The organism is Agrobacterium sp. M50-1 (genome assembly GCF_049843495.1).
Classification (GTDB): domain Bacteria; phylum Pseudomonadota; class Alphaproteobacteria; order Rhizobiales; family Rhizobiaceae; genus Agrobacterium; species Agrobacterium radiobacter.
The window spans coordinates 1-16,384 of the sequence record NZ_JBBHZH010000009.1 but is presented as its reverse complement, the minus strand read 5'-3'; the positions used below and the strand labels follow the sequence as shown (position 1 = coordinate 16,384).

Annotated in this window: 17 protein-coding genes; 6 read left to right on the top strand and 11 right to left on the bottom strand. The window is 56.4% G+C overall.

From position 1 onward, the window contains the following. The first annotated feature begins 102 nt into the window (after positions 1 to 102). Positions 103 to 570: an Lrp/AsnC family transcriptional regulator gene (locus WDZ78_RS19535; protein WP_020009915.1), complete on the top strand. Its 468-nt coding sequence runs from the start codon at positions 103 to 105 to the stop codon at positions 568 to 570. A 17-nt stretch (positions 571 to 587) separates the two neighbouring features. Here the strand turns inward: WDZ78_RS19535 and WDZ78_RS19530 are convergent, their stop codons facing one another. The 4 genes from WDZ78_RS19530 to WDZ78_RS19515 form a co-directional block, all read right to left on the bottom strand. Further along, on the bottom strand, positions 588 to 1,001 hold the full coding sequence (locus WDZ78_RS19530) for a curlin (RefSeq protein WP_425673953.1): 414 nt from the start codon (positions 999 to 1,001) through the stop codon (positions 588 to 590). A gap of 168 nt (positions 1,002 to 1,169) precedes the next feature. Next, complete coding sequence (gene csgH, locus WDZ78_RS19525; protein WP_425673952.1) at positions 1,170 to 1,568, bottom strand: curli-like amyloid fiber formation chaperone CsgH; 399 nt, start codon at positions 1,566 to 1,568, stop codon at positions 1,170 to 1,172. A gap of 59 nt (positions 1,569 to 1,627) precedes the next feature. Next, on the bottom strand, positions 1,628 to 2,065 hold the full coding sequence (locus WDZ78_RS19520) for a curlin (RefSeq protein WP_111796917.1): 438 nt from the start codon (positions 2,063 to 2,065) through the stop codon (positions 1,628 to 1,630). 47 nt (positions 2,066 to 2,112) lie between these two features. Beyond that, positions 2,113 to 2,553 carry a hypothetical protein gene (locus WDZ78_RS19515; RefSeq protein ID WP_425674060.1) on the bottom strand — a complete coding sequence of 147 codons (441 nt, stop codon included), beginning with the start codon at positions 2,551 to 2,553 and terminating at the stop codon, positions 2,113 to 2,115. Here WDZ78_RS19515 and WDZ78_RS19510 point away from each other — a divergent pair. Both WDZ78_RS19510 and WDZ78_RS19505 read left to right on the top strand, forming a co-directional pair. Continuing rightward, on the top strand, positions 2,485 to 4,419 hold the full coding sequence (locus WDZ78_RS19510) for an ABC transporter ATP-binding protein/permease (protein ID WP_425673951.1): 1,935 nt from the start codon (positions 2,485 to 2,487) through the stop codon (positions 4,417 to 4,419). The genes WDZ78_RS19515 and WDZ78_RS19510 overlap by 69 nt on opposite strands. A 159-nt stretch (positions 4,420 to 4,578) precedes the next feature. Then, positions 4,579 to 5,391 (top strand): nickel-binding protein, encoded by an 813-nt coding sequence (locus tag WDZ78_RS19505; RefSeq protein ID WP_026363555.1) that lies wholly within the window; start codon positions 4,579 to 4,581, stop codon positions 5,389 to 5,391. A gap of 83 nt (positions 5,392 to 5,474) precedes the next feature. Here the strand turns inward: WDZ78_RS19505 and WDZ78_RS19500 are convergent, their stop codons facing one another. From WDZ78_RS19500 to WDZ78_RS19480, 5 genes are all read right to left on the bottom strand, one after another. Then, a complete protein-coding gene (locus WDZ78_RS19500; RefSeq protein WP_425674055.1) occupies positions 5,475 to 5,963 on the bottom strand; it encodes a cupin in 489 nt (162 codons plus the stop codon). Positions 5,964 to 6,098: 135 nt separating this feature from the next. Further along, positions 6,099 to 8,102 carry a hypothetical protein gene (locus WDZ78_RS19495; RefSeq protein WP_425673950.1) on the bottom strand — a complete coding sequence of 668 codons (2,004 nt, stop codon included), beginning with the start codon at positions 8,100 to 8,102 and terminating at the stop codon, positions 6,099 to 6,101. A gap of 148 nt (positions 8,103 to 8,250) precedes the next feature. Beyond that, positions 8,251 to 9,144 (bottom strand): DMT family transporter, encoded by an 894-nt coding sequence (locus tag WDZ78_RS19490; RefSeq protein ID WP_026363556.1) that lies wholly within the window; start codon positions 9,142 to 9,144, stop codon positions 8,251 to 8,253. A 248-nt stretch (positions 9,145 to 9,392) separates the two neighbouring features. Next, complete coding sequence (locus tag WDZ78_RS19485) at positions 9,393 to 9,797, bottom strand: hypothetical protein (protein ID WP_020009925.1); 405 nt, start codon at positions 9,795 to 9,797, stop codon at positions 9,393 to 9,395. A gap of 46 nt (positions 9,798 to 9,843) precedes the next feature. Further along, entirely contained in the window at positions 9,844 to 10,062 is a 219-nt protein-coding gene (locus WDZ78_RS19480; RefSeq protein WP_003505772.1) for a hypothetical protein, read from the bottom strand. 581 nt (positions 10,063 to 10,643) lie between these two features. On the opposite strand from WDZ78_RS19480, the gene WDZ78_RS19475 reads away from it, so the two are divergent. Both WDZ78_RS19475 and WDZ78_RS19470 read left to right on the top strand, forming a co-directional pair. Further along, positions 10,644 to 10,985: an ArsR/SmtB family transcription factor gene (locus tag WDZ78_RS19475; RefSeq protein WP_425673949.1), complete on the top strand. Its 342-nt coding sequence runs from the start codon at positions 10,644 to 10,646 to the stop codon at positions 10,983 to 10,985. Next, a complete protein-coding gene (locus WDZ78_RS19470) occupies positions 10,982 to 11,905 on the top strand; it encodes an SRPBCC family protein (RefSeq protein ID WP_425673948.1) in 924 nt (307 codons plus the stop codon). The genes WDZ78_RS19475 and WDZ78_RS19470 overlap by 4 nt, the downstream gene beginning before the upstream one ends. A gap of 62 nt (positions 11,906 to 11,967) precedes the next feature. Here the strand turns inward: WDZ78_RS19470 and WDZ78_RS19465 are convergent, their stop codons facing one another. Both WDZ78_RS19465 and WDZ78_RS19460 read right to left on the bottom strand, forming a co-directional pair. After that, positions 11,968 to 12,291 (bottom strand): hypothetical protein, encoded by a 324-nt coding sequence (locus WDZ78_RS19465; RefSeq protein ID WP_425673947.1) that lies wholly within the window; start codon positions 12,289 to 12,291, stop codon positions 11,968 to 11,970. A gap of 128 nt (positions 12,292 to 12,419) precedes the next feature. After that, on the bottom strand, positions 12,420 to 12,752 hold the full coding sequence (locus WDZ78_RS19460) for a hypothetical protein (RefSeq protein ID WP_162724152.1): 333 nt from the start codon (positions 12,750 to 12,752) through the stop codon (positions 12,420 to 12,422). 333 nt (positions 12,753 to 13,085) lie between these two features. Here WDZ78_RS19460 and WDZ78_RS19455 point away from each other — a divergent pair, with 333 nt between their 5' ends. Continuing rightward, positions 13,086 to 15,344 carry a hypothetical protein gene (locus WDZ78_RS19455; RefSeq protein ID WP_112977902.1) on the top strand — a complete coding sequence of 753 codons (2,259 nt, stop codon included), beginning with the start codon at positions 13,086 to 13,088 and terminating at the stop codon, positions 15,342 to 15,344. Positions 15,345 to 16,384 lie beyond the last annotated feature (1,040 nt).

The following is a 16,384-nucleotide window of genomic DNA, read 5'->3' as shown; positions in this document are numbered from 1 at the left end:
TTGTCAGAAGCTTAACTGCGCTGCATGATTGACCGGCAGCGTTTAAGCGCGCTTTGACGCAGGAATAATGCTTAGTTTTATATAAAAACGCAGGGATCCCGCATGAATCAGATTGACCGAGCCGACCGAGCGCTGCTTGACGCCGTGCAGAAAAACAATCGCTTGACATCGGAAGAGCTGGCCAAAATCGTCAACCTGTCACCAACCGCGTGCCAGCGTCGGTTAAAGCGCCTGCGTGATGAGGGGGTGATCGAAGCCGATGTGGCAATTATTTCGCCCAAGGCCGTCGGGCGTGGCATCACCATGATCGTTCTCGTCTCGCTGGAGCGAGAAAGGGCCGATATTGTCGATCGCTTCAAGGCCGCCATTCGCGCCACCCGGGAGGTCATGATCGGTTATTATGTGACTGGTGACGCCGACTTCATCCTGGTGATCACGGCCAAGGATATGGAAGATTATGAAGCCTTCACCCGCCGGTTCTTTTATGAGAACCATGACATCAAGGGGTTCAAGACGATGGTCGTCATGGACCGCGTGAAGGCGGGATTCGCCTTTCCGATCGACCCATGATCGGACGTCCGCTTTCCTTACCAGCCATAACTGAAGGTCAGCCCGCTGCCGTTATTCCCATCCTGCACTACATTGGTTTCCGCGTTGCGGCCGTACTGGAAGATGCCATAGGCATTGTTGTTGCCATTCTGCTGCAGCGTCGCGGAATGGCCGACGCCGCGTTGCCGGATAAAGCCGAGATTGCCGCCGCCGTTCTGGGCGATGCCGGCGGCGTTGCCACGGCCAAGCTGGCGGATATCGGCATCTTTCAGGCCACGGTAGAGCGAGTAGGCGCGAAGACCTGTCGAAAGCAGGTCACCATCGGCGGCATTGCCGGGTGCGAGGTCGAAGGAGATGCGGCCGCCGGCATGGGCGGGTGCGGCAAATCCAATGGGTGTCAGGCCACCAACAAGCAGGGTAACGGTAAGAAGTTTCAATATGTTGCGGGTCATTCTGATCTCCATCTGTCAGCGCCTTGCCGATGATCGATAATCGCATCCCGCAACTGAACCCGACCGGAATTGCCCATTCACATGTCGTTCAGTCGTTCGGCGCGATCAAAAGAAAAGGGCGCCCGAACTGGCGCCCTCTATGGGAATAATTCACAAACATGCCGCGGCTTAGTCGCCGCCAACCTGCTTCGTGCAGCTGAAACTCCTGCCGTCGATCATCATATCGAGCACGGCCTTGTAACGGGCTCCCTTGGCGTCCAGCGTCACCGCGCTCAGCAGTTGCGAACGTCCGGCGGCGGCATCAAAGTCGCCGCCCTGATTGATGACCGAACGTCCGCCGCTTCCCGACTTTTCGACGTGAAAGGCATAGGTCCCGCCGGCAGGTGTGCCGCCCCTGGCAAAGGCCTCCAGCCTCACCATGCCCGCCTGCGGCGTCGCCTTGATCTCGCAGACCTTTCCCTCTGCCGGTTCCCTTGCCGTCGATATGGCCGCAACGGCGCCGGCGGGAAGCAGGGCCAGTGCAAGGATCGCCGCCAGGCGGCGCGGATGTCTGACGCTATGGGGCATGGCTAGTCTCCCTGATGACCTGAGTTTCGATCCCGACCGGTTTCACGTCGCACCGCCGCTTAAGGGCAGGCCTGCACGAAGGCCGCGACATTGTCGTTGCCGCCCTGGCTCACATTGGCGCTGCAGCCGCGGCCCACCTGCACACCGGCCGCGATATTGCCGTTGCCATCCTGCGTCAGGATGGTGGTGTGGTTGGAACCGAACTGGCCGATGCCGGCCACATTGCGGCTGCCGTTCTGATAAGTAGAGCCGTAATTGTCATGCCCTTCCTGGCCGACAGCAGAAAGGTTATGCCGGCCATACTGGTGACCGACAATCCGGTTGTAGCCGCCGTTCTGGTAGGTGCGGATCCGGTTGCCATACCCTTCCTGTGCACCACCGGCAGAGTTGGACCAGCCATATTGTTCGATGCGCACATCATTGGCCATGGCGGGCGCCGCGGCAGCGATGCCGACGAGAGTGACGAGTGCACTTGCAATGAAAGACTTCCGGATCATGACTGTGTCTCCTCAGGCGGATAAGACCGCGGTTGAACGTCTTTGTTTTAGACGGTCCCGCCGGAACGGAAGCTGAAGGCACTATTCAGTCGGGGTTCATTGGCAGGGCACCGCTCATCGCCTTCGGCGCCACGGAAATCCGTCTCGCCGTTCTTCCAGTATCCTGAGACGGTGATACGGCTGCGATCGATCAGGCGTCCCGATGCTGCGGTCAATATCACGACGCAGTCACCGGGCACGATCCCGATGAAAGCCCGCCAGGTCTCACGGAGCGGGTCATTGCCGGCGCTCTGCCCGGACCGGGATTTGGTTATCTGCTGAAGTGGGGAAAAACCAGAGGTCGCGAGCGCGGCCGCCTGGGCCAAAGGCAAATCATTCTGGACCGGCAACCTTTCAAACCGCCATCCGTTTAAGCATCCATGACCGATGCTGACGCAAAACCGAAACCAGTCGATGGCACCGGCCAGAATGGTGCAGAGAATGTTCATGCTAACGATGATCCCCTACCGCCGGAGGAAATGGAACCTGCTTCGGGTTTGACACCGGAAGAGGCCGCAGAGGCCCGCAAGAAATATCTTCTGAAACGCTTCTGGATCAGCGCGCGAGGGTTCTGGAGCCGCCGTGGCGATGCGTTGGCATGGCCGTTCTCCATCGGGCTCCTGGCGATGATCGGCATAAATGTCGGTTTCCAATATGGCATCAACGTCTGGAATCGCGGGATTTTCGACGCGATTGAAAAACGGGATGCATCCACGGTTTATTTTCTCGCTTCGATATTCCCGCCGCTGGTTCTCGGAAGCGTTATGATCGTGACCTCACAGGTCTACGTCAGAATGCGCATCCAGCGGCGCTGGCGCTCCTGGTTGACCAAGGTGCTGGTCTCCCGATGGATTGCACATGGCCGCTATTACCAGCTCAACCTGATCGATGGTGACCATCAGAATCCGGAGGCGAGGCTGTCGGAGGATATGCGTATCGCCACCGAAGCACCCGTGGATTTCGTGGCGGGCGTCATTGCCGCCTTCGTGTCGGCGTCTACCTTTATCGTCGTCCTGTGGACGATCGGCGGCGCCCTGACGCTGCCGATCGGCGGAGCATCGATGACGATACCCGGCTTTCTCGTGATTGCGGCGGTGATCTATGCGCTCATCACATCGAGTTCCATCGCGTTGATCGGCCGGAACTTCGTCAGGGTCTCCGAGGTCAAGAACCAGCTGGAGGCGGAATTCCGCTACACGCTGACCCGCGTCCGGGAAAATGGTGAAAGCATCGCCCTGCTTGGCGGCGAAGAGGAGGAGCGAAGCGACCTCGACAACAGATTCCGCAATGTCCGGCAGCAGTGGAAGCAGATGGCGCAGCAATATATGCGCACCACTGTCGTGTCGCATGGATCGATGTTGATTGCGCCGGTTGTTCCGCTTCTTCTCTGCGCGCCCAAATTTCTCGACGGCAGCATGTCCCTCGGTCAGGTCATGCAGGCGGCATCCGCTTTCACCATCGTTCAATCCGCCTTCGGCTGGCTGGTCGACAACTATCCCCGGCTGGCGGATTGGAATGCCTGCGCACGCCGCGTTGCCTCCCTGATGATGTCGCTTGACGGGCTAGAGCGGGCCGAACAGAGCGAAAAGCTTGGCCGGATCGTCCGAGGTGAAACGGAAGGCGAAACCATGCTCAGCCTCAAGGATGTTTCGGTGTCGCTCGGCGACGGTACGGCCGTCGTCAAAGAGACCGATGTCGAAATCGGGCGCGGAGAAAGAGTGCTCGTCGCAGGCGAATCCGGATCCGGCAAAAGCACACTTGTTCGGGCAATTGCGGGCCTGTGGCCATGGGGCGGGGGCAGCGTCAGTTTTCGCGCCGGCAGCCGGCTTTTCATGTTGCCGCAGCGGCCATATATTCCCTCCGGCACCCTTCGCCGGGCGGTCTGCTATCCGCAGGCGGCCGAGAGCTGGACTTTCGAAGAAATAGGGGAGGCTCTCGACAAGGTCGGTCTTGGCCATCTCAGGGACAAGGTGGAAGAGGAAGCGCCGTGGGACCAGACGCTGTCAGGCGGTGAAAAACAGCGGCTGACCTTTGCCCGCCTGTTGCTGAATAATCCTGACATCATCGTCATGGACGAAGCGACCGCAGCTCTCGACGAAAAAAGCCAGGACAGGATGATGCAGACGGTGATTGACGAATTGCCAGACGCCACGATCATCAGCGTGGCGCATCGTGCCGAGCTCGAGGCCTTCCATAGCCGAAAGATAACGCTGGAACGTCGGGAAGGCGGCGCAAAGCTGGTCAGCGACATCCTCCTCATTCCCCGCAAGGCCCGATCCGGCTCCCTGCTTCGGCGTATGGTCAAGCGCCGGTAAGAGGCCGTCAGTGGCCCCGAAATTCTAACGAGAATGAATATCGCCCTTTCCGGTGTTCCCGTCTTGTCCGGTGTCACCCGTAAGAACGATAGACGACCATGCGGTGACGTCATAAAATGGCTGGCAGAGGAGGCAACGAAATACTCTTGGGAGGAAACAATGCCTATCTTCATGGACCGGCACGAGCTTGCCGGCGTTTCCGCCGCGGATATTGCTGCGGCACACCTTAAAGATCTCAACATCCAGGATCAGTATGGCGTCAGGTTCTTGACCTACTGGTTTGATGAAAGACGCGGCACGGCCTTTTGCCTTATGGATGCCCCGGACGCCGCAACCGCGCAGTGCGTGCATCGCGAAGCGCACGGGTTTGTCGCCAGTGAAGTGGTGGAAGTCGCGCTGTCGGCGGTGGAGGCGTTTCTCGGGCGCATACAGGATCCGGTGGCTGTTGGGGCTGTCTCGAAAGATATGGACGCCGGCCACCGCGCGATCCTTTTCACTGATATTGTCGGTTCAACCGAGATGACGGCCCGTCTCGGTGATCGCATGGCGGCGGAACTCATCCGTGCGCATGATGCCCTCGTTCGTGGTTGTCTGGGGCGACGATCGGGACGGGAGGTCAAGCATACCGGTGATGGCATAATGGCCGTATTCTCCTCCGCGCCGTTTGCCGTGGACTGCGCCATTGATATCCAGCGCGAGTTCCATCGTTACAACAGCGACAAAGGTGAGCCCATTCACATCCGCATCGGGCTGGATTGTGGGGAGCCGGTGGAAGACAGCAATGACTTCTTCGGCGCGACCGTGCAACTGGCAGCAAGGCTTTGCGCTGCTGCTGAGAGCGATCAGATCCTGATATCGGACAAGACCTTCCAGGAATATGGCGGCGCTGATGTGCTCGTGCATGGCGATCGTTACAGGCTGAAGGGCTTTGCCGAGCCGGTCCTCGCTTATAGTTGCGAGTGGCTGCATTAGCTACGGCACACCGCCCTTGCGCAAAATCCTGGGCTGAAAGCACATGCCTGCCGGGTATAGGGGTAGATCGGGCGGGCTGGCCTTCAGCGCCAGATTTCCATCAGGCCGCCTGAGGCTCCATGCACTGGGTCTGTCCCAGGTTTTGGCAGGGACCTTATCCGCTCAAGCATTTCCGCGCTTGGTGAAGATGTCTGAATATCGGCCTTTTGACCGGGCGGATAAGCGCCTACCACTTGAAAATCCGCAGAAGATCTCAGCTTCATATGGCCGGTTCCGGCGGGCAGTATCAGGCAGTCACCCTGGGTGACATCAATGATTTGCCCCTCCGGCCCGCCGATCTGCAATGTCGCCTCACCACGCCCCACGCCCAGAACCTCATGTGCGCCGCTGTGGTAATGATGGTAGTCGAACACGCCATTGCGCCAGATGCCGCTCCATCCGTTGCGGGAAAATATCGCTTCGAAATCCGCGGAATGAAAGTCTGCGCCGACATTTCGATAAATGACGACGGCAAAGGTCTGATTGTTGGGAACCTGCCCGCCGGGGCCGAAAGTGAGTTGCTCGGTTTTTATGTTGATGCTCCTCACGGCCCTGCACGCAAGAGGGCGGGCTTCTCGGACGTTCAGGTCATAATCTCATGAGAATACCAGTTCCGGCAGTCTCAAGCTCGAAAAACCAAGCTTGAGACTGCCGGAGGAGTGGCCGGTTTATTCGGCGGTCGCCTGAATGTCGACCTTGTCGAGAAGCCCCATCGGATTGTCGGAGGCGGCAACCAGGTCAAAAATACCGAGGCCATTTGCGCCCGTGGATTTGACCGTTACCGTCAGGGTCCCGGGTTTGCTGATGAACTGGACGAGCGCTTCGACCGCGTTTTGCAGCTTCGGCTGTTCAGCTGCCACCTGCGGCAGCATCATGCCCGCCACCAGTGTCAAAGTGGCGCGCACCTGATCTTCCGTCATATCGTTCTGCAGGGCATAAAGCTTGATCGCCTTGGCCATCAAACCTTCGTCCTTGATCGTGAGTTTCACCTCGCGGCCGGCGAGCCCGAAGAGCGCCGCCTGCGCGCGATTGACGTCAAAAGAGAAGAACTCTTCGGTAAAGCCGCTTACCAGACCGGCAAAATTGACGCTGCCGAAATCCTTGCTGCTGAGCGAGATGTCGCGGATCACCAGATTGCTGTTCGGTTCGTCCCAGCCGGCCGCAAGGCCATAAGAGAAGGCGAGCGTTTCAAGACCCAGTTTGCGGGCTTCGACGAAAACTTCCTCTTCCGAGTCGGCCGGGATCGGAAGCGTGAGCTCGTCCTGCCTGATCTCGATATCGGTGGGGATGCCGTTGAAGGGCTTGGTCAGCCCCATCTCGAAATTCTTGAGTGAGAACTTGATACGCTCAGGCGTTCCCGTCGTTTCTTCCTCCGGCTTTTCCGGCGCGGCCATGTCGACGTTGATGCCGCCGACGCGCACCCGGCCAAGTTCCGGTATCAGGCGGTTAAACTGAAAGGTCTCGATCTGCGTCTCGTCGAGCGCGATGATCTCGGAAATTCCCTTGATCGTCGAACTCCAGTCAAAGCCCTTGAGGCTTGCTTCCGCGACTTCGATCTTGCCGTCGCCGTCTCCGATCGACATGCCATTCAAGCCGAAGTCGAGCTTGCGGCTGTCCATCTGCATGTCGATGCGGTCGATGGCGGCCTTGACCCTTTTGCCAGCCGCCCCTTCCTTTTCATCCGGCGCGTCGACCTTGAAGCCGATGAGCTGCATGTTGCTTTTGCCGATCATGTCGAGAATGGACACGACCTTTGCGAAAAGCGCCTGGCGCGCTTCCGGTGAAAGCTCGTCAGGATTTTGGGTGGTCGTCAGCGCTTTCAGGGTTTCCAGCAGCGGTTCAGACGGCATGCGGGCGGTAAAGCCGTCGCTGCGGATTTCATCATAGCTGAAATGAGCGTCTCCGTCAGAAAAGGAAACAGCCTTGACGGAGAGCGGCCCGTAGAGCGGTTTTGCCTCCTTGTCTTCAGGACCGGCCTTTTCCGTATAGAGCCGGGCGAGATAAGCGACATCGATGCCTTGGCCGGCGATTGCGCCGGTCGAGACGACCATATGCTTGTCCTTCATCGCCCCGTCGCTGTCGGGAAGCTGCATCTTGATATCGTAGCCGCCATTGTCGATCGAATAGCGGGCAATGCGACCGCCGGCGATCTCGGAGAGAGCGACGTTCTTGTAAACGGTCTTCTGCTCGGTGGTCGCGACGGACTGGGTAAACGTCACCTCGGGGGTGGAGATGCGCGCGGCTGCGAAGCGCTCGATGCGCCGGGGCAGGGAGTTGCCGTTTTCTTCCGCCTGTCCCGGCTTTTCGAAAGCGGCATTCTCGACGCGGGCCTGCGCCATCGAAATCTTTCCGGTGGGCACATCGATGTCGATGGTCTTCATATCAAGCGCGCCGTCCAGAAACGGAAGTTTCGGACGTCCGTCGATAGCCGCGATCTTGATATTCTTGCCGTCTTCAAGCGGCAGCGTCAGATCGCGAACATGAATTTTCCCGAGAAAATCGACCTCGATGGAAGTGGCCGTCGCGCCGCTGCGGGCAACGAGTTCCTTCACCTTTGCTTCGTAGAAGGTCTTGCCGCCGATGACGCCTGCGGCAGCAACGGCAATAATTGCAACCGCCGCCCAAAGCGCCCGGCGCCGACCCTTGCCGGTCTGGGTGTTTTCCTGTTCCACGAAGTTGGTCCTCTCTAACGAACTGATATTAGCCGCCTTTTAAGCACGCAAAAGTTGCTTAGCAAGTGGTCATTGCTGTCTGAATCCCGGCGTGAAAAGTCTCGACGCGGATGAGGTGTTTCCGCACCCGTTCCCCATCGGGTTGAAGCTATCTCCAGAACATGAGCGCCATACCGCTCACGACAAGTGCGGCGCCGGCCCATGCGCCGGGCGCCGGCGCCTCCCGCGTTCTCAGCCACAGCAGCGGCAGGATAATCACCGGCGTGGTTGCCGACAGTGTCGAGACAATGCCGACCTTGCCGCCGGAAAGGGCAAAAAGAAGCAGCGTCATGCCGAAAGCCAGGGCGATGATGCCCGTGAACGCCGTCTGGAGGAACAGGCTTCTGGTCATCGGGCCTCTGGGCCGAACCGCGTCGATAGGCATCATGGTAAGCGCAGTCAGGCAAAGGGCGGCCACCCCGACACGCAGCATCGAAGCGGCAAGAGGATCGATCCCGGTCGCCATCACGGGCCTTGCAATGAGCGAGCCGACCGCCTGGCTGAGCGCTGCCAGAAGCCCGAAGAGCACGCCGAGCCAGAGAGGCCCCTTCACGCTCTCCCATTCATGCAGCTGCGCCTTGCGCTTGCCGAAGAGAATTGCCAGTAGCACGCCGCTGAGCGTCAGGCCTATGCCGACAACGGCACTTGCGGGAAGCTGCTCGCCAAGCACCGCCCATGCCAGCAGCGCGGCGATCGGGGCATTCAGCGCAAACAGGATTCCCGAACGGCGCGGCCCCAGCCGGTTGAGGCAGGTGAAGAGCAGCGTGTCGCCAACAAAAATGCCGATGAAGCCGGAAAGAAGAAGTGACGACAGCGCCTCGGGCTGAATTTCCCGCCAGGAGCCTGACGCGAGCACATAGACCCCGAGCAGAGCGGCGACAAAAAGCTGCCGCGTCCTGTTGAAGGCCAGCGCTCCGAGCCGCCCCGCCGGGCCCGCGGCAAGAAGCCCGGTTATCGCCCAGCACGTCGCGGCGCCCACGGCAGCCAGTTCATAGATCGGCATGTTTTCCCCGTCGATTCGCAGCCTGCTTCCGGCTGCGGACACTATCCCTGCCTGCACCCATCGCAGATTCCGGGGTCGCCCGCCATACCATAAGCATCACCATCAACGGCATGAACCCGCCTATGCCCACGCCGCGCTAGCCGGCGCGGTCGCTCCGCCACAGATCCGCCGCACCCGCTTAGCAGCCCTTCTCGATGTCAGCTTGCGCCGGCATCGAGACTGCGAAGGGGCAGTTCATTCACCGTGCGTCATGCGCCATTGATGATATTGCAGATGCCTTCGCGGATGACGTTCTTGTCCGCGATCTGTCCTGCCTGAATGTTGAAGACAGCATCAATCCGCACAGCGGCGCCCTTCTGCCGGGCCACGACCCGCAGCGTCTGAATTCTGCCGCTGCCGCTGGTCTCCTGGTGCGCATCGATGGAAGACAACGCCTTGTTGATCTGGATGCCGGAGAAACCTTCCGCCGCCACGGCCTGAGCAAGCTTTTGCAGCACGGCAGGCGCTTTCGCCTTCGGCAGTTCCTGCCAGGACTTGTAAGAGACAGCCGTCACCATCGGTACGCCTGAGACAGTGAAGTTCTTCTCGCAGGATGCGGCGAGGACGGGGCTTGAGAAGGCGATCAGGCCAAGAGCTGCTATGACATATTTCATTTCGAATAATCCAATCGTTGGTAAAGGCCGAAAGCTGCCGGCCGCATCAGAATGTCGACCGTTTTCCTCTGTAGGTGGACGGAGGCGGAAGAGCTTCATGGGCCTGCGCCAGCGTTTCAAGCCATGTCGCCAGGCCAGCGGGAACTTCCTCGTTGCCCGCTTCCAGCGCCTCAATCCATGAAAGTTCGCATTGCAGCGCAGACGCAATATTGATCGGCGTCCAGCGGATCACCCGCAGGCATTGATTAAAGCGTTCTGGTGACATGATGATTTGATGTTTTCCCCGTCATTTTCCCGGCGAAGCTCACTCAGGCAGCTGCGAGAGTCAATCTTTTTCTGCAACTTTTGATGGCTTGTTTCCGGCCCGTCAGTTGCGTCCGCCGCCCGTTGCCGAACGCCAGGCGCATGAAGGGGAAAGGCCGGTTACCCGAACGAGACGGCCGGACGACGCATCGGCATTTCATCCCCTGAACCATCCCTCCTGATAAAACTTAGTTAATCTGCTAAGTTTATCCTTGCCCTGTCACAATGAAACATGATAGTTAGCAACATGACTAAGCATCATCAGGAACTTTCACTGATCTTCCAGGCTCTGGCCGATCCGACGCGACGGGCGATTCTGGCGCGCCTTGGTGGCGGGCCGGCGCCGGTCATGGAGTTGTTCGCTCCCACGGGGCTGCCCGTTGCCGAACGCCAGGCGCATGAAGGGGAAGGCCCGGTTACCCAAACGAGACGGCCGGGCGACGCATCGGCATTTCATCCCCGGGACCATCCCTCCCGATAAAACTTAGTTAATCTGCTAAGTTTCTCCTTGCCCTGTCACGATGAAACATGATGGTTAGCAACATGACTAAGCAACATCAGGAACTTTCACTGATCTTCCAGGCTCTGGCCGATCCGACGCGACGGGCGATTCTGGCGCGCCTCGGCGGCGGGCCGGCGCCGGTCATGGAACTGTCCGCTCCCACGGGGCTGCGTCTGCCCACGGTCATGCGGCATCTTTCCGTGCTGGAGGAGGCAGGGCTGATCATCACGTCCAAGGATGGGCGGGTGCGCACCTGCGCCATCGTGCCGGAAGCGCTGGAGCCGGTAAGCACATGGCTCGATGAGCAACGGGCTGTGTGGGAGAGCCGGCTTGACCGGCTGGAGGCATTTGCAATGCAGGCCATGAAGGAGGATTCAGAATGACAACGAAACCGGATCAAAAAAGCGCACACGCTGAACCGCATCAGCAGCAAGACCGTTTTGCAACGCTCAGCTTCGAACGGGAAATTGCCGTTCCGCTATCGGCTCTCTGGCAGGTCTGGCTCTCACCCGCCGCCCGGGCGGTGTGGGCCTCTCCCTCGCCCTCGGTGACAGTGGAGTTCCTGGAGGCGGACAGCAGGCTGGGCGGTCGCGAAGTGTCGCTCTGCAAGGTCGCCGGCCAGCCGGATATTCGCTGTGAATGCGGCTGGCTGGAGCTTCAGCCAACCCTCCGCAGCGTGAATTATGAGGTGGTCTCATCCGGCGGCGTAACCCAGTCGGCAGCGCTGGTAACTGCCGATTTTCAGTCTATGGAAGAGCGTAGCCGCTTGACCGTAACGGTGCAGCTTTCCTCATTGGCCGAGGATATGCGGGATGGTTATCAACAAGGTTTCAGCGCCGGTCTCAACAATCTGGCCAGCGTGGCCGGGCGAACCATGGTGCTGGAGCGAACGATAAAGGTGCCGCGAAACATCGTCTGGAAAGCCTGGATGAACGAGAAGACGCTGCCGCAATGGTGGGGTTCCGAAGGCTTTTCCTGCCGCACGAAGAGGATTGACCTGCGCACCGGCGGTGAATGGGTTTTTGACATGATCGGCCCTGACGGCACAGTCTTCCCGAACCATCATCGTTATGTCGAGGTCCGGCCCGAAGAGAGGATCGCTTATACGCTGCTGTGGGGCGAAAACGGGCCGAAACATGCCGATGCCTGGGCCTCATTCGAAGATCAGGACGGCGAGACGAAAGTTGTGCTGGGCATGGTGTTCAGCACGGAAGCCGAGTTCCAGCAAGCGAAGGGCTTCGGCGCCGTGGAGCTGGGTCAGCAAACGCTGGGCAAACTGGAACGCTTCGCCAAGGCGCTATAGATGAGCCGGGCCGCCAGCTCCATGTGCGGAGGTCTCGATACTGGCCTCTTGTCCAGACCGGCTTAATCTTCAAAGCCGCTCTGCGCGTGCGAGATCGTCTTGCAGGTCCCGCCATCCTTCTCGCCAACCATGCGCTTATCGCGGATGACCGAACCCTTGGCGATGTCGATCTCCCATGCCACCGAGCCTTCATTCAGGCTCGCTTTACCGCCGGCAAAGGTGCCTTTCTCCATTCTCTGACTTCCAGAAGCCGGGACATAAACTCCAAATGTCCCGGCGGCTTCGTCGAGAGCGAAATTGAACACCTGCGGGGTTCCCTTCGAGCCTGCAAATTCGCAGCTGAGATATGTCGGCGCGGCAAAGGCAATAGAGCCCGGAAAAAACATGCTGGCAACGGCAAATCCGGTTCGTATAATGGCCCTCAACTCCTGAACCTCATTCGTACTTTTTCGTCCGATTCACGCTGTGCTTAGCGTCGTCGGAATTTAAAACCCGCGTGACGAATTATAGAATGCTATTTTCGCCGAACCCGCCCTAAATAGTCCAGTTTTTTCACACGACGGGCGGGCAATCCTTGATATTCGTCGATGGAGGAGCGCCCGTGATGATCTTCTATTGTCACGATACAAGTCGGCTTAAGGTTTTTTGTCAAGAAGCGGACACTAAGCATACGAAACTCGGCAACCTCAACCCCATTCCGTTCGCAGAAGCGGGGCAACTCCTCGCTGTAGAGTTTAAGAGCGTTCATGAGCGAAAGTGAAGCGCTTCCGCCCAGCGTGCTGCCTGTGAGAAAGTCTACATCGATGTAACCTTCGTCGGCAGAGGCGGCCTCACCGTAGATATCCATGGAGTAGACGCCAACCATTAGTCCTACTCCGGAACCGACAGAGTCAGCTATGTTGTGCCCTATGGCTGTTAGAAGTCCAAGTTTTGACACGCGGTTTTACCTTCTAGGCTCGCTGTTCAATGCAGTGCGCAAATTTGCAAATTTTTTAATGCAAGATGCCGTTTAGACCAAATTGCGCTGGGAATGATCACATGCTTCGTCATTTCGCCGACCCACATAGAGTCTCGATTGAAAGCAACCTATGCGATTGTACCCCAAAGTCATAATTGATTTAATCAGAAACCACGCCTAATCTGATAGGCTTCCTAGGCCTTGCTGTTTTAAGAGAATCTAATGACGTTAATCGATCCGCGGTTAGTTCTACGAGCACTCCCAGAAGTTGATACTTGGGCTTTCGAAAAATTCGGGCAGACGTTTTACGGAGCACTGCAAGACAGAGAGTTCGTCCCACTGGGTGGAATGCATGATGGGGGAGCAGAAGGTTTTGACTCAGCAAGTGCGGAGCTTGAGCCAGAGGTCTTCTTCGAGGAAGAGACATCAAGCTTCCTTCAAATTTCGAAAGAGGCGACAACGAGGTCGAAAATCCGGAGAACAGTGAAGAGGCTACGAGAATATGGGCGAGCGCCGAAGGTACTCACCTACCTCTCTTCTCAGGTCATTGCCAATATTGATAAAGAAGAGAAGCTCCTCTCTGAAGAGCTTGGTTGCAAAATCCGTATCCGCGATGCAGCGTTCATCGAGGTAAATATCAATGCATCCCCATCCATTCAAGCGGCATTTCAAGCTTATTTGGAGCCCGCGATAGAGTACCTCTACAAACCGGGAACGGCTGATATTGGCGAAAGAACAGAAGAGTATACAGATCGTACTCTTGCGGTATTCCTCCGGCAGGAGGTAGATAATAGGCGAGATAAGAGCGGTCTACTGGAGTCGATAGCAGACAGCTTGATCTTATGGGCGCTTGGCGACACCGATCCAGATAAACGAATTCTGATGACCCGTACGGAAATACTGACTCGCATCGAAGAAACACTGCCTGCGGCACGGCAGTTCATTAGGGGCGTTCTCGACGTTCGGCTGGAGCGAATGGTGTCCAAAGATGCTCCTGGTGGGCGCCAAATTCGGTGGTATCGTCGTGAGGACAAATTCTGTCTCCCTTATGAAACGCGCATGATCGTCGCGGTAGAAAATGCTGATGACGATCTGTTGAAATCAGAGGTTTCCGCGGTTCTGACAGAGCGATTGAAGTCCATAGCTGAAGAGAACGTGGACGTTATTACTGATGCAATCGTCGCGACTTGTCATTCTAGCCTGGAGCGAGTGTTCGAGCGCCAAGGTTTGCAAATGGCGCGTTTCGTAACTGACGGGGACGGAGATGATGAGCTCTATACGGATGTATCGCAGATAGTTGCTAAAGAGGTTGATCACCTTAACTGTGGTGCGGCCGATAAAGGTAGAATTAGGCGCTACTGCTTATTGATCTTACGAGGGACGTTCTATACGGCTAGCGACGCAGAGCGAGAATACCTGTCCAAGCTTAGCAAGACATACATTTTGTTGCTCACATTGAAGAACGAACCTAGGATTGTTGAGTACTTTAGAACACTTGCTAAGTCGTTTCGCCTATATATCGGCACAGACTTTATCATTAGAGCGATATCTGAGCAATATCTTCCACAAGAAGACAGGACAACATCTAATCTTTTGGAAATACTTAGGGCTTCCGGAGCGGAACTTGTATTGACAGAAAAAGCGATTGAGGAGGTGGAGACACATCTTCGAGCGCAAATACTTGAATTTGAGAATCACTACGCTTCAGTTGAGAGTAAAATACCATTTGAGTTAGTTGGGTATATAGATAGAATACTGATAAGAGCGTATCTATACTCAAGATTAAGCCCTGCGGAAGGCATTGCCCCCCCAGAGTCTTGGCGGTCCTATATCGGCCAATTCGCGAATTTTGGAGATGTCAGAAGCTTAAAAGCCAGATCCCAACTGGCCGGATACTTCACCCGGCGCTTCAAAATGACCTATGAGACCACCGATGAGATGATTTCGGGCATTGATCAAACCGAACTTGAAACGCTTACGGAACGTATTTACGAAACGAAGAAAGCTAGCGGCAACGTGAAAGTTGAAGGAAGATTGCTGGCGTACAATGACGCGCTGCATATCCTCCGTGTATTTCGAAGACGCGTTGAGACCAAAGAGAATAGCCCTGGAAATCAGTGGGGTTACCAAACTTGGTGGCTGACTCAGGATGGTAAGGTTCGACGAGCCGGAGCGCTGGCCTCTGCAACTCGTGGCGGCGCACATTTCATGATGAGGCCAGAGTTCTTGCTCAGCAATATTAGCTTCGCACCGGAATTAAAGGAAGTCCGCGACAGTTTCGAGAAAATCTTTCCGAGTGTGCTGGGCGTTCGGTTGTCGGCTCGCCTTTCTTCCGGTGTCTTCGAAAGCGTCATGGAGCAAGCGAAGGAGGTCTCGACCTATGACGACGCAAGAGCGGGAACGTTAATCACAGACCTTACCAATAAACTCAAGGGGGACGCGCTGCGCATGTACGAGGTCGGATGGGAGGAGCAGGTCTAATCCTTTAGCTTTCCTAATTGATTGAAACACATAGATCTACCGGCGCGTTGATTCCAAATATTACGCTCACTTTATTGCAGAATTCGGTGTGAATGATACCGAATTAGGAATATTTTTTCTTTAGCGTGATGTTTTTGAACTGCGTATCTCAGCTTGAAAGCTCTGCTTGTCCAACGGATTTATACTTTTTTCTTTATTTCTTTTTTGTTCGGACTTGTGGCAAGGACTTTTTATTTCCCCGTTCATCCCCATCCTGTTTCCATAGCTTATACTGCTCCTATTCGGCGATGAACCGGGAGACGTTCCAAGTTTACGCTGAATTAGCGCGGATGTGAAAGGTGACGCTCACTCTCACTCTCACATTTGGGGTCTGACAGGGAAAGTCCTCCGTCGAGGAGCGAGGAGAGCTGGATTGGGTTTGTGGTGCGCCTTTCTCTTTCTCCGAAGGTCATTGGCTGAAGGATTCGCTTTGCCAGGTATAAATCGCTGATGTGGGGCACTGATAAGTGTCTTTATTTCCCTAGGTGGCAATTTTCAGTGCCCGCCGCAATGCCCATTGAGCTGAAAGGCTGATGGGAAAAGAGATGAAGCTCAAGACACGGACGCAACTGCGTCGCGTGATAGGAAAGGTGTGTTCAAATGGGTCTCTATGAGATGTACGTCCTTGCAGCTCGTGCAGATACAGCCCTGATGAGGCGAAGGGTGGCAAAGATTATGAATCGTCGGCGCAAGAAGCAATATTTACACAATCAGAAGAAGAATTCGAATTTAGAAACCGAGATGAAGAGGGGTGCACACCTTCGCCCGGGAAGAATTCCATAAACATATATTTATATAGATATATATGCAGAAACATATAAAATATATGCCGCGTTGAATTGTATAGGAATATTTGAGGGCGGATGAAAATCCGTGGCCAGAATCTTGCTTTTACGGCCTGCAATTTGCGGATTGCGGGACGACAGTACGTAAATATATGATTTTTATGTTGAAATTATCAATATGACCGGAGAATTATTATGTGCGGAAACTATATGAGT

Excerpts from the sequence above, each read along its gene's own strand:
- WDZ78_RS19535 (WP_020009915.1), top strand. The coding sequence starts at position 103 with ATGAATCAGATTGACCGAGCCGACCGAGCGCTGCTTGACGCCGTGCAG.
- WDZ78_RS19530 (WP_425673953.1), bottom strand. The coding sequence starts at position 1,001 with ATGACCCGCAACATATTGAAACTTCTTACCGTTACCCTGCTTGTTGGT.
- csgH (WP_425673952.1), bottom strand. The coding sequence starts at position 1,568 with ATGCCCCATAGCGTCAGACATCCGCGCCGCCTGGCGGCGATCCTTGCA.
- WDZ78_RS19520 (WP_111796917.1), bottom strand. The coding sequence starts at position 2,065 with ATGATCCGGAAGTCTTTCATTGCAAGTGCACTCGTCACTCTCGTCGGC.
- WDZ78_RS19510 (WP_425673951.1), top strand. The coding sequence starts at position 2,485 with ATGACCGATGCTGACGCAAAACCGAAACCAGTCGATGGCACCGGCCAG.
- WDZ78_RS19515 (WP_425674060.1), bottom strand. The coding sequence starts at position 2,553 with ATGAACATTCTCTGCACCATTCTGGCCGGTGCCATCGACTGGTTTCGG.
- WDZ78_RS19505 (WP_026363555.1), top strand. The coding sequence starts at position 4,579 with ATGCCTATCTTCATGGACCGGCACGAGCTTGCCGGCGTTTCCGCCGCG.
- WDZ78_RS19490 (WP_026363556.1), bottom strand. The coding sequence starts at position 9,144 with ATGCCGATCTATGAACTGGCTGCCGTGGGCGCCGCGACGTGCTGGGCG.
- WDZ78_RS19485 (WP_020009925.1), bottom strand. The coding sequence starts at position 9,797 with ATGAAATATGTCATAGCAGCTCTTGGCCTGATCGCCTTCTCAAGCCCC.
- WDZ78_RS19480 (WP_003505772.1), bottom strand. The coding sequence starts at position 10,062 with ATGTCACCAGAACGCTTTAATCAATGCCTGCGGGTGATCCGCTGGACG.
- WDZ78_RS19475 (WP_425673949.1), top strand. The coding sequence starts at position 10,644 with ATGACTAAGCAACATCAGGAACTTTCACTGATCTTCCAGGCTCTGGCC.
- WDZ78_RS19470 (WP_425673948.1), top strand. The coding sequence starts at position 10,982 with ATGACAACGAAACCGGATCAAAAAAGCGCACACGCTGAACCGCATCAG.
- WDZ78_RS19465 (WP_425673947.1), bottom strand. The coding sequence starts at position 12,291 with ATGTTTTTTCCGGGCTCTATTGCCTTTGCCGCGCCGACATATCTCAGC.
- WDZ78_RS19460 (WP_162724152.1), bottom strand. The coding sequence starts at position 12,752 with ATGGATATCTACGGTGAGGCCGCCTCTGCCGACGAAGGTTACATCGAT.
- WDZ78_RS19455 (WP_112977902.1), top strand. The coding sequence starts at position 13,086 with ATGACGTTAATCGATCCGCGGTTAGTTCTACGAGCACTCCCAGAAGTT.